This is a genomic window from Rhodovulum tesquicola, from assembly GCF_024128855.1.
Classification (GTDB): Bacteria; Pseudomonadota; Alphaproteobacteria; order Rhodobacterales; family Rhodobacteraceae; genus Rhodovulum; species Rhodovulum tesquicola.
In genome coordinates, this window is the sequence record NZ_JAMYDV010000010.1 from 71505 (window position 1) to 88216 (window position 16712).

Here is a 16712-nt window from a genome sequence, read left to right on the forward strand (position 1 = left end):
TGCTGGCGGTTCCCCGGCGAGCGGCAGCTCGAGCGCCGAGACGGATAGCTGTCCGGGTCGGGGCAGCACGGGTGCCGAACTTGCGGGCAGCCCCGATGCGGCATCCCGCGACGGCGCGCCGGTTTCGGTCGGCAGAACCGTTGCGAGCGTCGGCCGCGAGGGGTCGGGCCATGCGCCGACCGGCACCGCGCGGCGATCCGTCATGCCGACAAGCTGCATCGCGGCGATGCCGACGACCAGACCCAGGGCAAAGGCGGCAAGGACCAGCACGGCCCTGCGGAGTCGGCCATGCCGCCGATCCGCGCCACCCCGTTCCGCGGCCCGGGCCTGGGCAAGCGCCATCTCCAGCCGCGGCGCTTCGGACACGCGATCTGCGATCCGATTCGCGACCGTGAGTATCGGCCCACGCACCGACGCCGTGCGGGACGGTCGCGCGGGGACCAGTTCAGCGTCTCGGTCCGAGGACCTTGCCGCCTGCCCCGTTGAGGCATCGCCTTCCTGCGATGACCGGCGCGGCGCCGCGACAGGGGCCGGGACCGCGTCGGGCCGGTCCTTGCCGCGCTCTCCCGCATCCGGGGCCGCACAACCCCTTGTCCGGGACGCCTTTTCGGCAAGCACCTTCTCGCGTTGAAGGCGCGCTTCCTCCAGGCGCTTCTGCCACGCCTCGGAATTCAGAAGTTCGATGACCCTCGCCCGTTCCGACCCGGCCAAGTCGGGTCCGGACGGCGGCGAATCCGCTCCAATCCTCTCGCCCATTCCGCCCACCCCCAAGTGGGGCATCCGATCGGCGCAACCGTCCTACAGGTTCCGGACCGGCCGACCGGCCACAGCGTCGGAAAAACTGCCGCACATCCCCGGGTGGAATTTTACCCAAAGGCCCCCTTTGGCACAACGTCGCAGTTCCGGCCCAAACCCCCGCCGAATGCCCCGGCACGGACCGGGCCGTGTCCCTTCGGCAACTCAGCCCTCCGGCACGGGTTGCAGAAAGCCGAAATCGCAGCCCTCGTCGGCCTGGAGGACATGCTCGGCGTAAAGCCGGTCATAGCCCCGCCGCGCCTCGGGGGGCACGATGTCGGGCGTCCAGTCCGCGCGGCGGCGGTCAAGCTCGGCCGCGTCCACCAGCAGTTCGATCCGCTTCCCGGCCACCGACAGCCTGATCCGGTCGCCGGTGCGCACCAGGGCGAGCGGCCCGCCGATCGCCGCCTCGGGCGCGACATGCAGCACGATCGTGCCGAAGGCGGTGCCCGACATCCGCGCGTCCGAGATGCGGATCATGTCCTTGACGCCCTTCGAGGACAGCTTCTTCGGGATCGGCAGATAGCCCGCCTCGGGCATGCCCGACGCGCTCTTGGGCCCGGCGTTCTGCAAGACCATGATGTCGTCGGGGCCGATGTCGAGATCGGGGTCGTCCACCCGCGCGGCGAGATCGCCAAGCGAGGAAAAGACCACCGCCCTGCCCTCGTGTTCGAACAGGGTCTTGTCGGCGGCCGAGCGTTTCAGGATCGCGCCGCGCGGGGCGAGGTTGCCGAACAGCGCCACAAGCCCGCCCTGGGGTTCCAGCGGCGCGTCGGCCGAGGCGATCACGTTGCGGTCGACGAAACCGGGATCGTTTTCCAGCCGGTCGCCCAGCGTTTCGCCGGTGACGGTCAGCGTGTCGAGATGCAGCAAGGGTTTCAGTTCCCGCAGCACGGCGCCGACGCCGCCCGCGAAGAAGAAATCCTCCATGTAATGGTTGCCGACGGGTTTCAGGTTCACCAGCACCGGGGTTTCGTCGGAAAGCTCGTTGAGCCGGGACAGCGGAATGTCGATGCCCAGCCGCCCCGCGACCGCCGTCAGGTGGATGATCGCGTTGGTGGACCCGCCCAGCGCCAGCAACACGCGGAGCGCGTTTTCCACCGACCTTTCGGTGATGACCTGGCTCGGCCGGATCGGGGCGTCGATCATCCGCGCGGCGGCCAGACCAGAAGCCTCGGCCGCGCGCAGGCGGTCGGCGTGGACGGCGGGAATGGCCGCGGTGCCCGGCAGCGCCATGCCCAGCGTCTCGGCGATGCAGGCCATGGTCGAGGCCGTGCCCATCACCGCGCAGGTGCCCGCGGTCGTGGCCAGCCGCCCCTCAATCTCGTTGATTTCCTCAGTGGAAATCTCGCCCGCGCGGTATTTCCCCCAGAACCGCCGGCAATCGGTGCAGGCGCCCAGCCGTTCGGTGCCGTAGCGCGAGGTCATCATCGGCCCCGCCACCAGCTGCACCGCCGGCAGGTCGGCCGAGGCCGCGCCCATCAGTTGCGCGGGCACGGTCTTGTCGCAGCCGCCCACCATAACGACCGCATCCATCGGCTGGGCGCGGATCATCTCTTCGGTGTCCATCGCCATCAGGTTGCGGAATTTCAGCGAGGTGGGGTTCAGGAACACCTCGCCCAGCGAGATCGTCGGAAACTCGATGGGCAGCCCGCCGCCCAGCAGGACGCCCCGTTTGACCGCCTCGATCAGTTCGGGGAAATGCCGGTGGCAGTTGTTGAAGCCCGACGCGCTGTTGGCGATCCCCACGATGGGTTTCTTCAGCACCTCGCGGGAATAGCCCATCGAGGCCGCGAAGGAATTGCGCAGGTAGACCGAGAAATCCCGGTCGCCGTAATTCGTCAGCCCGCGGGCAAGGCCCCGGCCCGTGTCGTCTTCACTCATGTGAACCCCTTACCGCGCGAGTTTCATCTTGAGGTATTTCGGCTCCAGATAGTCGTGGAGCCCCAGCGAGCCGCCCTCGCGCCCCATCCCGCTTTCCTTCATGCCGCCGAAGGGCGCCTCGGCGGTGGCGAGCAGCATCTCGTTCACGCCGATCATGCCGCATTCGAGGTCTTCGTAGGCCCGCGTGGCCGTGGTCAGATCGTTGGAAAAGACGTAACCGGCCAACCCGAAGGGCAGCGCGTTGGCGCGTTCCATCACCTCGTCATAGTCGCGGAAACTGGTGATGGGGGCGATGGGGCCGAAGGGTTCCTCGTGCATCACGCGGGCGTCGTCGGGGACGTGGCCCAGCACCGTGGGGGCGAAGAAGAAGCCGCGGTTGATGCCCTCGGGGCGGCGGCCGCCGGCAAGGATGTCCGCGCCCCGGTCCACCGCGTCGGCCACGAGGTCCTGGATCGTGGCCAGGCCGCGGGCATTCGCCATCGGCCCCATCTGCACGCCCTCGTCCAGCCCGCGGCCGAGTTTCAGGCCGTTCGCCACTTCCGCGAAGCGGGCCGAAAAGCGGGCGTAGTGGCTCTCGTGGACGTAGAACCGCGTGGGCGAGATGCAGACCTGCCCGCAATTGCGGAACTTGGTGGCAGCACAGGTCTCGGCCACCTTCTCGGGGTCCACGTCCTCGAAGATCAGGACAGGTCCGTGACCGCCCAGTTCCATCGAGACGCGTTTGACGCCGTCGGCCGCCAGCCGCAGGATCTCCTTGCCCACCGGGACAGAGCCCGTGACCGAGACCTTGCGCACGATGGGGGACGCGATCAGGCGTTCGGCGATCATGCCGGAATTGCCGGTCAGGAAGTTGACCGCGCCCGGCGGCACGCCGGCGTCGTGGCACGCCTTGACCAGCGCGGCGCAGGAGGCCGGGGCCTCGCCCGCGGGCTTGATGATGATCGCGCAGCCCGCGCCCAGCGCCGCGGCGATCTTGCGCGCGGGCAGCAGCGCGGGGAAGTTCCAGGCGCTGAAGGCGGCGACCACGCCCACGGGCTGATGGATCACGGCCATGCGGGCATCGGGCGTGCGCGCCTCGATGATCTGGCCGTAGATGCGCTTGGTCTCCTCGGCATACCATTCGAACTGGTCGGCGGCGGCGCCTGTCTCGCCCCGCGCCTCGGCCAGCGGCTTGCCGGTCTCCAGCGACATCAGCGTGGCGATCTCGTCCACGCGCGCGCGGATCAGGTCCGCCGCGCGGCGCAGGATCGCGCCCCGCTCCCACGTCCCGGTCTGCCGCCACTGGGCGAAGCCCGCCTGGGCGGCGGCAAGGGCCGCGTCGATATCGGCCTCGGTCGCCACCGCGATGGTGCCAAGCTGTTCCTCGGTCGCGGGGTCGTGGACGCCGCGGGTCGCGCCATCGCTCGCCGCGCGCCAGTCGCCGCCGATGAACAGGTCCAGATCGTGATACATGTGTCCCTCAGATATTCTGTTGCAGGTAGCGCGACTGGACGTCGTCGACCCAGTTGCCGACATTCCAGCTGCCATAGGCGCCCATCTCGGATATCGGATCGCGCCCGTTGTAGACCGGGATATGGATCAGCGAGAGGCCGTCATGTCTGTGCGCCTCGGCCAGGGCGGCCTCAAGTTCCGCGATGGAATGCCCGCCGTAAAGCGCCTTTACCCCCTCGACGGCCGCGGCCATCAGGACGTAATCCACCTCCACGCTGTCGTTCGTGGCGAACTCCACCCCGTATTGCGCGTATTGCAGGCCGGTGATCGCGGCCATCCGCCGGTTGTCGAAGAGCGCGATCATGCCCTTCACGCGATGTTCCACCGCGTCGATCAGCACCTGCGGGTTCATCATGAACGACCCGTCGCCGGTAAACGCGATGGCGTATTTCGGATCGCGCACCCCCGCCGCGCCCAGCAGCGCCGAGACCGCGAAGCCCATGTAGGAGGCGCCGGTCTCGGTGAAGGTCTGGCCGGGCGCGTCGTCCTCGACGATCTGGAAGCCGTTGGCCTGCACGTCGCCCGCGTCGAAAAGTTTGATGGCTCCCTGCGCCCTGGCGAAACGGGCGACCGCGCCGATGGCGGCGGGCTGGGTCAGGCAGTCGCGCCCGAAGGCCGCATCGTGCATCGGAGGCGCGGACAGGCGGCTGGCCTTGAAGGCGGCCCATTCGGCCTTTTTCGCGGCGCAGGCGGCAAGCCAGTCGGGGCGGTCGGCCCGTTCGGTCGCGGCGATCAGGCGGTCGGCCACCGCCCCCACATCGCCGGGCAGGCAGACCGTGTTCGCGTAATGCGAAACGTCGTCCAGATCGCCGTTGATGTTGAGGACAGCGCGCGCCTTGGGATAGCCCACGCCCGAGCAGTCGGCCTGGCAGACGCCCCGCGAGCCCGCGAAGATCACCAGATCGGCCTCCTCCATCGCGAAATTGCCGCTGATCGACCCCTTGGAGCCGCCCACATGCATGTTCTGCGGATGCGCGTCGGGCAGAACGCCGGTGGAACCGGGGGACAGCACAACCGCCGCGCCCAGATGCTCGGCCAGCCGCCGGATCGCTGCGGGCGCGCCGCGCGTGCCGCCGCCTGCCTTGATGACCGGACGCTCGGCCCGGGCCAGCAGGTCGCGGGCGCGTTCGAACACGCCGCTGCCGGCCGCGGGGGCCATCCGGGGCACGTCCAGACGGCCGGGCAGCGTGGCGAGGTTGATTTCGGCCGCCTGCGGCTGGGTGTTGATCGGCAGCAGGATGTAGAACGGCCCCGCCTTGTAGGGATGATGCACGCAGGCGGTGCCCCGGCGCAGGCAGTCGCGCAGCGCCTCGGGCGTGTGCAGGGTGTAGGACTGACCCATCAGCGCGGTGATCCGCCCGAACATGCCCTGTTCGGGCTTGGGGACCTGCTGCATGTTGTAGCCTTCGCCCCGTGTCGTCTCGTCGCCGTAGATGTGGTAGACGCCGACCCCGTTCGAGGCGGCGGCCAGCGAACCCGCCATCGCCTGCAAGGCGCCGGGCCCGATCGAGGTTACAACGGCGGGTGTTTCGCCATGGACCCAGGCGCGCGCGGTTGCGGCATGCGCCATCTCGACCTCGTTGCGACAATGGACGACCGTGACCTGCCCTTCCTCGGCATAGACGCGCAGCACGTTGCCCAGATCGGTCGAGCCGTGGCCGAAGATCGCGAAGAAGGTGCGCACCCCCTGCCGCAAGAGCCCCAGCACCAGCCCTTCGGAGAGCGTCAGCGTGGCGCGGGCGGGCAGACGGCCGGCGGCCAGCGCCTCGGTGAGCCCGCCGGTTTCGGCCAGCGCGCGGGCACGCTCGCGCATCTGGGCCTCCAGCGGGGTATCGGGCCGATCATTCGGATGGGGTGACTGAAGCACGTCTCTTCTCCTCCGTTCTGCGGTCGGACAGCGTGGCGCGGGTAGAGCGCAGCAGTTGCGCGCCGACGACCAGCGCGGCTAGGCCCAGGAACACGGCGCCCGGGACGGACGCGACGAATACGGACGGGTCGCCCTCGGACAGGATCATCGCGGTGCGGAAATCGCGCTCGATGGCCGGGCCAAGGACAAGCCCCAGGATGATCGGCGTCAACGGAATGCCGACGCGCATCAGCCCGTAGGCCAGCGCCCCCAGCACCGCCACCGACACCACGTCGAAGACCGAGTTGCGGATCGCGAACGCGCCGTAGGCGCACATCACGATGACCGCCACCGCCAGCAGATGCGCAGGCACGCGCAGCACCTGCACGAAGAAGCGGATGCCCAGAAGCTGGATCGCGACGACGGCGACATAGGCCACGATGATGGCGATGTAGATCTGGTAGATCTCGCCCGGGTTCTGGATGAACAGCATCGGCCCCGGGATCAGCCCGTGGATCAGCAGCCCCGACAGCAGGATCGCGGTCGCCGGATCGCCCGGGATGCCCAACGAAAGCAGCGGGATCATCGCGCCCCCCGTCACCGCATTGTTGGCCGTCTCGGGGGCCACCACGCCCGCCATCTCGCCCTTGCCGAAGCGTTCGGGGCGTTTCGAGGATTTCCGCGCATGGGCATAGGCCAGGAACGCCGCAATCGGCCCACCGGTGCCGGGGATCGCCCCGATCCCGGTGCCCAGCAGCGCACAGCGCAGCATCAGCCAGAAGTCGCGCAGGATATCGCGGATCGTGGGCAGTTCGGCGCGGACATCGGCCACCTCCTGCGGCTTTTGCTCGCCCGCGTAATGCTGCACGAAGGCGTCGATCACGTGCGGCACGGCGAAGAGCGCGATCATCGCCACCAGCAGGCTCACCCCCTGCTGCAGCACGACAGTACCGAAGGTCAGCCGCTGCGCGCCCTCGATCTCGTCTATGCCGATGGTCATCACCATCAGCCCCAGAATGCCCGCGATCAGCCCCTTGACCAGCGATTTCTGCGCCAGCCCGCAGATCGTGGACAAGCCGAAGACCAGCAGCCCGAAGGTCTCGGCCGGGCCAAACCTCAGCGCGAGCCTCGCCACCATGTCGACCGAAACCACCATGATGATCAGCGAGACGATGCCCCCGAAGGCCGAGGCCACGACCGCCGTGCCCAGCGCCAGCGACGCCTTGCCACGGCGGGTCAGTTGATAGCCGTCCAGAACCGTCGCCGCCGCCGAGGGCGTGCCCGGTATGCCCAGCAGGATCGCCGAGACCGAGCCCCCCGTCATCCCGCCGATATAGGTGCCCAGCAGCAGCCCGATCGCGGGCGCGGTCTCCATCGAGAAGGACATCGGCACCACCAGCGCCATCGCGACGGTGAAGGTCAGCCCCGGAATCGCGCCGAAGACCACGCCCAGCAGGCAACCCGCCATCACCGCGACAAGAGCGGCGGGCGCAAGAGCGACCTGGGCTGCGGCAAGCAAGAGGTCCATCCGGGTCCTTCCCTTTGCGCCGGACCCCGCAAGGCGCGGCCCGGCCCGTTTGCGTTCAGAACAGCGAGATCCAGGTTCCGCGCGGCATGTAGGCGCCCAGCAGCTTGCCAAAGGCGAGCCAGGCGCCCAGCGCGATGCCGAAGGCCATGCCGCCCACCACCAGCGGGCGGCGCTCGCCGAGGGCGACGACCAACGTTGCGGAAACCGTCAGCACGGTCGCAGGCAGAAACCCGATCTTCTGCATCAGGACGCCATAGGCAGCGATGATTCCGCAGACCGTCGCGACAAGTGCCAGACGCCGCCCCGCCGAGACCGGCGGCGCGGCCGCCGAGCCCTCCCCCTCGCCGGGCGGGTCGAGACCATGGCCCCCGCGCAGACCCTTGAGCAGCAGCAGCGCCGACAGCACCGCCAGCCCCACGCCCAGCCAGAACGGGAATGCCCGCGGCCCGACCCCATGGCCGACCGGCACCGTCAGCCACACCGCTGCCGTCCAGGCCAGTGCAAGGACCAGCAGAACGCTGCCCGCGATCAGATCCTTGCGGCGCTCGCCCGCGTCGGGGACGGGTGGCATGGCGCTACTGCTCCGTCAGGCCGAGCTGGCCCATCAGGTCGGCGATGATCGTATCGTCGCGCGCGATCAACTCGCCGAACGCCTCGTGCCCTGCGAATTCGACCTCGAAACCGATGGTCTGGGCCGCCTTTCGGAATTCCTCGCTTTCGGCGGCCAGCCTCGCGGCCTCTTCCAGACGGGCGATCGCCTCGGGCGGCGTGCCAGCCGGGGCGGCCAGGCCGCGCCACATCACGATGTCCATCTCGCCCGCGCCGCTTTCGGCACAGGTCGGCACGTCGGGCAGTTGCGAGATCCGCGCCGCAGAGGTCACGCAAAGGATGCGCAGCGTGCCCGCCTCGTGATGCGAGACGAACTGGCCCGGCCATTGCAGCGCCGCGTCCAGCCGACCGGCCAGCAATTCCACCGGCGCGCGGCCCTGGTCATAGGGCACATGGATCGCGCTGTCGGACAGGTCCAGCGCAGCCAGGATGGCCTCGGTCGCCAGATGCGTGAACGAGCCCCGGCCCGAGGCCCCCACCTTCAGCTTGCGCCCTGCGGACTTGATATCGGCCGCCATGTCGCTCAGCGTTTCCCAGCCACTGTCGGCCCGCACGGCGATAGCGGGCACCTCGACGCTGATCTTGGCAACCGGCGCAAAGGCGGTGTAGTCGAAGGGCAGCCCTCCGCCATGGTGGACGGTGCTGATCGAGTTCGAGTTCCAGACGATGTTGTAGCCATCGGGCGCCGTGCCGTGGACGTGCTGATAGCCCACCGCGCCCCCGGCCCCGGTGCGCGCGACCGGCACCACCGGCTGCGGCAGGTGCCGCGACATCAGTTCGGCCAGCAACTGCCCGATGGTCTGGGCGGTACTGCCGAACAGGATGGTCATCTCGACCGGCTTTTCCGGAAACTCGGCCCGGGCCGGGGCGCAGAGCCCGACGGCCATTGCCGCCGACAGCGCCACGGATGCGATGATCCCCTTCTGCATGTGGTCTTCCTCCCTTCGTTGGGCCGCCTTTGGGCGGCATGCGGCAGTCCTCCACTGCCAGTCCCTATCTGACGCGCCGCGCCTCCCCTGCGCGACCCGTCCCTTTGGTCAGTCGGGCCGCTGCGACAGCGCCCAGGCGTCGCGGATCACCCGCTTGGCGTTGGCCATGATCACCTCTGACACCTCGCCGGCCAGAACGGGCCGCACCTCGGCGCTGACCACCGGGCGCACGGGCTTGTCGAAGAAGCCGTTCCTGCGCAGTTCCCGGAAGAAGGTCACCACTTCGGGCGTGTCGGTCTCGCCGCCCGGGATGCCGAAGCGGGGCTGGATATCGCCATAGGCGGGGTGCGACTTGTCGCGGAAGGCGCAGTTGCCCAGATGCACCGCGTCGAGGAACTCGGCCATCTGCGGGATGCTTTCCTCGGGCGTCTCGTCGAGCAGCGGGAAATGGCTGAGGTCCGTCAGCAGGCCGAAATGCGGGTAGTCGGGGCGGATCGCGCGGGCGATGTCCACCGCGTCGCCCACCGGGCCGATCAGGTTCTTCTTGTCGATGCCGCGGTCGAAGATCTTGAGCGTGAAGGCCAGCCCGTCCTTTTCCTCGGCCGCGTAGTCGAGGATCTGGTGCAGCGAGTCGATCAGCAGCTTCTTGGCCTCCTCGCGCTTCGCGTCGCCGGGGTCTTTCCCTGCGATCAGGCGGACCACCTCGGCGCCGAGCTGGCGCGCCTCGTCCACCGCGCTCTTGATCTCCTGCACCGCCTTGGCACGTTCGCCCGTGTCGAAATGGTTGAGGTTCAGCTTGTTGGTCAGCGATTTCGGCTGGGTGGCGTAGGCGACCGACAGATGGCTCTGGTCCAGCAGGTGACGGGCGGTGTTCCTGACCCGGTAATCCTTCATCCAGCCCACCTCGACGGCGGTCCAGAATTCGTCGGCGCAAATCTTCTCCAGCGTCTCGACGATGGGGCCTGCGCCCGTCTCGATGCCCGGGAAGGCCTTGAAATGGACGATGCCGACCCGCATCGCGCTGTACATCGAGGTTTCCATGCTTTCTCCCTGTCCCTCGCGCCGCCCTCGCGGCACCCTTTGCTATTCCGCGGCCTCGCGGGCGCCCGCCGCGCGGGCCTGTTTCTCGGCGATGGCCGCCAGCACCTTTTCCGGCGTCGCGGGCAGCGAGCGGATGCGCACGCCCACCGCGTCGTGGATCGCGTTGATGATCGCGGGCGCGGTCGGCACCAGTGCCGGCTCGCCGATCCCCTTGGCGCCGAGCGGGCTGAGGGGGTCGGGATCCTCGACCAGGATCGAGGTGATCTCGGGCACGTCCAGCGCGGTCGGCAGGATGTATTTCGCGAAACCGTGCGTCACCGGGTGGCCGTTCGCGGTCTGGTAATCCTCCATCAGCGCCTGGCCCAGGCCCTGCACCACGCCGCCCTCGATCTGGCCCTCGACGCCGCGGGGGTTGATGACCCGGCCCACGTCATGCGCGGCCCAGAGGCCCAGCACCTGCACCTCGCCGGTGACGGTGTCGACCTCGACCTCGGCCACCTGGGTGCCGAAGACATAGGCCTGCCAGGGCGCGCCCGAGCCGTCCTCGGGGTCGAGCCCCGTGCCGTGCGACGTGAAGTGCCCCGCGCCCACCGGCACCACGCCGCGCCGCTTGCAGAGGTCCACCGCCTCGGCCATGGTCATGGCGAGGTTGGTGCCCTCGGCGCGCAACTCGCCGTCGAAGGCGACGAGGCTGCCCGCGTCCACCTCCCAATGCGCCGCGATCTCGGTGAAAAGCCGCGCCTTCGCCTCGCGGCACGCGAGCGCCACGGAATTGCCGATCATGTAGGTCTGGCGCGTGGCGCCCGCATGGGCCGCCTCGGGCGAGCGCGCGGTATCGTTGTCGCCGATGGTCACGTCCTCGGGGCGGATGCCCAGTTCCTCGGCGGCGATCTGGGCCAGCACCGTCAGGATGCCCTCGCCGATCTCGGTCACGCCGGTCACGACCTTGGCGGTGCCGCCGTCATCCAGTTCCGCCCAGGCGCCGGCGCGGTCCACCGTGGCGGTCCGCGCGATGCCGTACCAGCTTGCCGCGACGCCGCGGCCGCGCATCTTGCGTTGCATCAGGCCACCCTTTCCTTGCTGTCCTTCGGCGTCTCGAACCGCGCCCCCAGCGTGCAGGGCGCGCGCGTCCCCGGCCCCCCCAGGTCGCCCCGCGTCGGCCCGCGCATGCCCACCGGGCCCGGCTCCCAGCGCGACGCCTGTTCGGCCGCCTCCAGCACCCGGTCGATCGAGGCCGAGGTCAGCCGTTGCTGCGTGTGGGTGAGCGAGCCCGCCCGCATCATGTTGCGCCGCCTGATCTCGAACGGGTCGAGGCCCAACCGTTCGGCGGCGATGTCCATCATGCTTTCGGTGGCGAATTGCGCCTGCATGCCGCCGAAGGTGCGGAAGGCGCCCGACGGCGTGTTGTTGGTGTAGACGGCGGTGGTGTCGACCTGCAGGTTCTCGACCTCGTAGGGTCCGCAGGACAGGATCGCGGCCTTGCGCATCACGCCTTCGGACGACATGCCGTAGGCACCGCCATCGGACAGCATCTCGAAGCGGATCGCGGTGATCCGGCCGTCGTTCTTCAGCCCCATGCGGTATTTGACACGGGAGGGATGCCGCTTGGCCGAGGCGATGATCGATTCCTCGCGGGTGAAGACCAGCCGCACCGGGCGGTCGGTCTTCATCGCGGCCAAGGCCAGCATGCCCTGGTAGATCATGTCTTCCTTGCCGCCGAAGCCGCCGCCCACCGGCGACATGATGAAGCGCACCTTGTTGATGGGCTTGGCGATGATCTCCGACAGCATGTGGCGGTGATGGGTGATGTTCTGGCTGGGCGAAATCACCGTCACCACGTCATCGGCATCGACATAGGCCAGCCCCGCCTCGGGTTCGAGATAGGCGTGTTCGACCTGCTGGGTCGAGAACTCGTCCTCGAGGATCAGGTCGGCCTCGGCGAAGCCCTTGTCCACGTCGCCCTTCCGGATCGGGATGTGCTTGACCACGTTGTCGGGGGCGTAATCGTGGATCACCGGGGCACCGGGTTTCAGCGCGTCCTCGGGGTCGAAGAGGCCCGGCAGTTCACGATATTCCACCCTGATCTTCGCCAGCGCCCGGCGCGCGGTCGCCGCGTCCTCGGCGGCGATGGCCGCGACCGCCTCGCCCACGTGGCGCACCTTGCCGCGCGCCATCACCGGCTGGTCGTGGACGAAGACGCCGAAGCCGTCCTTGCCCGGCACGTCGTCGGCGGTGATGACGCAGGCCACGCCTTCCATGGCTTCCGCCCCGGAGGTGTCGATGGAGACGATCTCGGCATGGGGATGGGGCGAGCGCAGGACCGCCATGTGCAGCATGCCCGGCATCACCATGTCGCCCGCGTATTTCAGCCGGCCCGTCACCTTGGAGGGCGCGTCCAGCCGCCGGACATTGTGGCCGATATAGCTGTCGCCCACGCCTTCGGGCTCCAGCACGGCGGGGCTGGCGCGGCCCGTCACCACGTCGCGGGCCAAGGCCACGGCCTCGATGATCTTGGAGTACCCCGTGCAGCGGCAGATATTGCCGCCCATGCGTTCCTTGATCTCGTCAAGGCTCGCCTCGGGCGCCTCGCGCAGGACGGACGTCGCCGCCATCACCATGCCGGGGATGCAATAGCCGCACTGGCTGGCCCCGGTCTTGTGGAACGCCTTCTGGATGGCCTCCAGCTCGCCCGGCCTGGCCAGCCCCTCGACGGTCTGGATGTCCGCGCCTTGCGCCTTGGCCACCGGCATCAGGCAGGATTTCACCAGCTTGCCGTCCACGAAGACGCTGCACGTCCCGCATTCGCCCGCGCCGCAGCCTTCCTTGGTGCCGGTGAGGTTCAGCTCGTCGCGCAGGAAATCCAGCAGGCGCTGGCCGGGATCGGCACGGCGCGTCACCTTGCGGCCATTCACCCGCATGTCCAGTGTCATCTCAGGCATTGAGAGCCTCCTTGAGTCCGGCCGCTTGCGGGGCTGTGCGCGCCCGCTCTGCGGCCTCTTCCAGCGCGGCGCGGACGAAGCCCGGCACCACGCGGCGGCGATACTCGACGCGGCTGCGCGAGGCGACGCGGGCCGCCGCGGCCTCGGCCACCTCGGCGATCAGGCGGGCGTCCAACGCCGCGCCCTTCAGCCGGTCCTCGATGTCGCGCAGGCGTTCCGGCACGGGTCCGACACCGCCCATCGCAAGGCGCACGTCCTCGAAACGGGTGCCGGTCTCGTCCAGTTTCACCAGCGCGGCCACGCAGGCGACCGAGATCACCAGCGAGCGGCGCAGGCCCACCTTCTGGAAGGACGCGCCGTAGCCCTCGGTGCAGTCGAGCGTCACCGAGTTCACGATCTCGCCGGGCGCAAGCCGCGTGGCGCCGGGGCCGGTCACGAAATCCTCGACCCGCATGGTGCGGCACATGATGTGATCGCCCGCCCAGCGGCGAAGCTCCAGTTCGCCGTTCAGCGCAAGGACGGGGGGCGTGCCATCGGCGGCGGGCGAGGCGTTCACCAGATTGCCCGCAAGCGTCGCCTGCTGGCGGATCTGGTCGTCGGCGAACCAGACCGAACAATAGGGCATCACCGGCAGCCAGCGGGCCAGCCGCGGGTCGTCAAGGAAATCCTGCCAGACGGTGTTGGCGCCCAGCCGCACGCGCGCCCCGTGGCGTTCGTAGCCCCTGAGTTCCGCGACCCGGCTGAGGTCGATCCCCAGCGGCAGGTCCACGTCGCCCGCGCGCCCCTCGCGCGCCCAGGGCAGGATGTCGGTCGCGCCCGCCACCAGCCGCGCGCCCGCAGGGGCCTCGGCCCAGAGCGCCAGCGCCTCGGGCAGCGTCGCAGGCATTTCATAGCGTTCGAATGTCAGCATGTCCCTGGCCCCTCCCTTGGCCATGGACGGGGCCGCCCGTCGCGGGGCGGCCCCGGCGGTTTACTCGGCGGCCACGCGCTTGGCCTCGGAATGGCGGTTCTTGACCACCACCTTGATCGCGTCCTCGACCCGGTCCCTAGCGTAGCGGATCGCCTCCTTCAGGTCGTCCATCTCGAAGGTGTGGGTGTGGATCAGCGTGGCGTCGAACCGCTTCTGCCGCATGAAGGCCTCGGCCCGGTGAGTTGCGGATTTCCCTTCGCCGCGAATGCCGTAGACATAGATGTTGTTGCGCACCAGATGCGCCACATCGACCTGCGGCGGCTCGCCCGGAAAGGCCGCGAGGCAGACCTTGCCGCCCCGGTTGACCATCTGGCAGGCCTCGTTGATCGCGTTCGCCGCGGCGGAACATTCGAGGACGTAGTCCACGCCCGCCCCGCCGTTCAGCCGCTTGACCGCCTCGACCGGATCCTCGTTGCGGACGTTCACGACGTGGTCGGCGCCGAGCTTCTTGCCCATCTCCAGCCGGTTGTCGCGGGTCCCCGTGAGGATCACGGGCTGCGCGCCCAGCGCCTTGGCGACCGCGACGCCCAGCAACCCGATCGGCCCGGGCCCGGTAACCACCACGCTTTCGCCCGCGACCAGCCCGCCCAGTTCGGTCAGGCCATACATCGCGGTTCCGGCGGTGACGACCAGCGTCGCCTCCTCATCCGACATGCTGTCGTCCACATGGATCAGCGTGTTGATGTTGTTGACCTGGTATTCGCAGAACCCGCCATCGGTGGTGAATCCGTTGGCGCGGTGGCCCTTGTCCACGTCGCCGTAGTTCTTGCCGTAATTGTGGCAGGACGTGTACATCCCCTGCCGGCAGCGCTTGCACTGGCCGCAGCCTGCATGGATTTCCACCGTCACCCGCTGGCCGATCTCGTATTCGTCCACCCCGGGGCCCAGCGCCACGACGGTGCCCATGTATTCATGCCCCGGCGTGAAGTTCTTGTTGAAGGGCGCCCCGCCCTCGATCTGCGCCGGAGGACCGTGATAGATGATCTCCAGGTCGGTCGCGCAGATCGCCACGGCGTCGATCCGGACCAGCACCTCGGCCTTCTTCGGCACCGGCACCGGCTTTTCGGCAAGCGTCAGCTCGCCCGGATCGCCCAGCACCCAGGCCTTCATCTTCTCGGGGATCGGATAGCGGCTATCCGTCTTTACACCCGCTGGCATCGCCATCTGTGATTCCTCCCTTTTGTCCCTGTTTCCCATTCCTCCCCGGACCGCCCCCTCCCTAGGGGCGACCCAGGCGCAACCTGTCCGACAGCCTGCGGGCGCAGGCCACCACTTCCTGCGCGACATGCGCCCGGCAGGCCTCGGTCGCCAGGGCCGCGGGCATCGAGGCAGAGATCGAGCCGATCACCGCGCCCTTCTCGTCCCTCAGCGCCGCGCCGTAGCACACCACCCCCGCCTTGAGTTCCTCGTTATCCACCGCAAAGCCGTTGCGCCGGACCCAGCGCAGATCCTCGGTCAGATCCGCCAGACTGGTCAGCGTGTTGTCGGTGAACCGCTCCAGCCCGTTTTCGGAAATGATCTTCAGCGTCTCGCCCTCGGGCAGCCAGGCAAGGATGGCCTTGCCGGTCGCGGTGGCATGGGCGGCGCGCATCTTCACCACCTCGTCGGCTTCAATGACATGGGTCTCGGCCACATTTGCCCTGAACCGCGTGACCAGCGCGCTGCCCTGCATCTCGGCCAGTTGCACGCTCAGCCCCAGCCGACCGGACAGTTCGATCAGGTCGGTGCGGGCGAAATCCGACAGGTCGGCCTTGCGCGCGCTCATCTCGGTCAGTTCCTGCAAGCGCGAGGACAGCATGTAGCCCCGGCTGCGCCCGGCATTCAGGACATAGCCGCGCTCGACCAGGGTCGCGACCAGATGATGGCAGGTCGAGACGTTCAGTCCGGCCTGCGCGGCCACCTCGCCCAGCGCCAGCGCGTCGGGCGCGGCAGCCAGGATCTCCAGGATGTCCAGCGCGCGCTCGACCGACTGGATGCGTCGCGCCGCCGCCTTCTCCACCGAGGCGAAAGAAGGATCCGCCACGCTGTCCCGATATGTCGCCGCCCTGCTCGCCATCACGTCCTCCCGGGGGAAATTTCGCCCATGGTTGGATGAGCGTCAAGTATTTTTCCAAATATCGAAGTCATTTTCACATTGTAAAATAATATGGCGGCGATCTCCTTGACTTGGCAGCGCGCAGCCTTATACCGCCCCAAGGGAGGTCCGTATCACCCGAGCCGGAGCCGCGCAGTGAGTACCCATTACATCGTCTATGTCAGCCAGGCCGCACAGGCGCTGACGCCCCACGACCTTGAGGACATCCTTGAAGAGGCGCGAAGCTACAATCCGCGCCACGGTATCACCGGGGTCCTGCTTTTCGCCGAGGGCGAGGGGCGCTATCGCGGCAGCTTCATGCAACTTCTCGAAGGCGACGAGGCCGCAATCGAGGCGCTGAGAAAGCGCATCTTCTCGGACCCGCGTCACCATACCAAGATCGTGCTGGAACGCGGCGTGAAGGCCGGGCGCGACTTTCCCGACTGGTCGATGGCGTTCCGCACGGTCGATCGGTCGCAACTGCGCGCCCATCCCCGTTTCGCCGATCTGTGCGAGCCGCATTTCCAGGACCGCTGCGCCGCCGACGGCGCGGATGGCGCGCTGTCCTTCCTGTGCGATTTCTGGCAGCAGGCCGCCTGAGGCAGC

Annotated in this window: 13 protein-coding genes; 1 reads left to right on the forward strand and 12 read right to left on the reverse strand. The window is 68.8% G+C overall.

The window, feature by feature from the left end:
• Window positions 1-960: 960 nt before the first annotated feature.
• The 12 genes from NHN26_RS10440 to NHN26_RS10495 all read right to left on the reverse strand — a co-directional run bounded on the left by NHN26_RS10440 (window position 961) and on the right by NHN26_RS10495 (window position 16088).
• Window positions 961-2679, reverse strand: coding sequence for an IlvD/Edd family dehydratase (locus tag NHN26_RS10440; RefSeq protein ID WP_253089425.1), 1719 nt, complete (start codon window positions 2677-2679; stop codon window positions 961-963).
• 9 nt (window positions 2680-2688) lie between these two features.
• Window positions 2689-4131, reverse strand: coding sequence for an NAD-dependent succinate-semialdehyde dehydrogenase (locus tag NHN26_RS10445; RefSeq protein WP_253089426.1), 1443 nt, complete (start codon window positions 4129-4131; stop codon window positions 2689-2691).
• A 7-nt stretch (window positions 4132-4138) separates the two neighbouring features.
• The gene (locus NHN26_RS10450; protein ID WP_253089427.1) at window positions 4139-6037 is read right to left on the reverse strand and encodes a thiamine pyrophosphate-binding protein; all 1899 of its coding nucleotides are present in this window, start codon (window positions 6035-6037) and stop codon (window positions 4139-4141) included.
• On the reverse strand, window positions 6012-7544 hold the full coding sequence (locus NHN26_RS10455) for a tripartite tricarboxylate transporter permease (protein WP_253089428.1): 1533 nt from the start codon (window positions 7542-7544) through the stop codon (window positions 6012-6014). The genes NHN26_RS10450 and NHN26_RS10455 overlap by 26 nt, the downstream gene beginning before the upstream one ends.
• A gap of 55 nt (window positions 7545-7599) precedes the next feature.
• A complete protein-coding gene (locus NHN26_RS10460) occupies window positions 7600-8115 on the reverse strand; it encodes a tripartite tricarboxylate transporter TctB family protein (RefSeq protein WP_253089429.1) in 516 nt (171 codons plus the stop codon).
• 4 nt (window positions 8116-8119) lie between these two features.
• Entirely contained in the window at window positions 8120-9082 is a 963-nt protein-coding gene (locus tag NHN26_RS10465) for a Bug family tripartite tricarboxylate transporter substrate binding protein (protein WP_132694484.1), read from the reverse strand.
• Between the two features lie 108 nt (window positions 9083-9190).
• A complete protein-coding gene (locus NHN26_RS10470) occupies window positions 9191-10123 on the reverse strand; it encodes a sugar phosphate isomerase/epimerase family protein (RefSeq protein ID WP_253089430.1) in 933 nt (310 codons plus the stop codon).
• A gap of 42 nt (window positions 10124-10165) precedes the next feature.
• Window positions 10166-11185 (reverse strand): xanthine dehydrogenase family protein molybdopterin-binding subunit, encoded by a 1020-nt coding sequence (locus NHN26_RS10475; RefSeq protein ID WP_253089431.1) that lies wholly within the window; start codon window positions 11183-11185, stop codon window positions 10166-10168.
• Window positions 11185-13062, reverse strand: a complete 1878-nt coding sequence (locus tag NHN26_RS10480) for a molybdopterin-dependent oxidoreductase (protein ID WP_253089432.1) — start codon at window positions 13060-13062, stop codon at window positions 11185-11187. The genes NHN26_RS10475 and NHN26_RS10480 overlap by 1 nt, the downstream gene beginning before the upstream one ends.
• On the reverse strand, window positions 13055-13972 hold the full coding sequence (locus NHN26_RS10485; RefSeq protein ID WP_253089433.1) for an FAD binding domain-containing protein: 918 nt from the start codon (window positions 13970-13972) through the stop codon (window positions 13055-13057). Before NHN26_RS10485 ends, NHN26_RS10480 begins: the two co-directional genes overlap by 8 nt.
• Window positions 13973-14032: 60 nt before the next feature.
• A complete protein-coding gene (locus NHN26_RS10490) occupies window positions 14033-15196 on the reverse strand; it encodes a zinc-dependent alcohol dehydrogenase (RefSeq protein ID WP_253089434.1) in 1164 nt (387 codons plus the stop codon).
• A gap of 55 nt (window positions 15197-15251) precedes the next feature.
• Entirely contained in the window at window positions 15252-16088 is an 837-nt protein-coding gene (locus tag NHN26_RS10495) for an IclR family transcriptional regulator (RefSeq protein ID WP_253089435.1), read from the reverse strand.
• 174 nt (window positions 16089-16262) lie between these two features.
• Here NHN26_RS10495 and NHN26_RS10500 point away from each other — a divergent pair, with 174 nt between their 5' ends.
• Window positions 16263-16706, forward strand: a complete 444-nt coding sequence (locus tag NHN26_RS10500; RefSeq protein ID WP_253089436.1) for a BLUF domain-containing protein — start codon at window positions 16263-16265, stop codon at window positions 16704-16706.
• The last annotated feature ends 6 nt before the right edge of the window (window positions 16707-16712 follow it).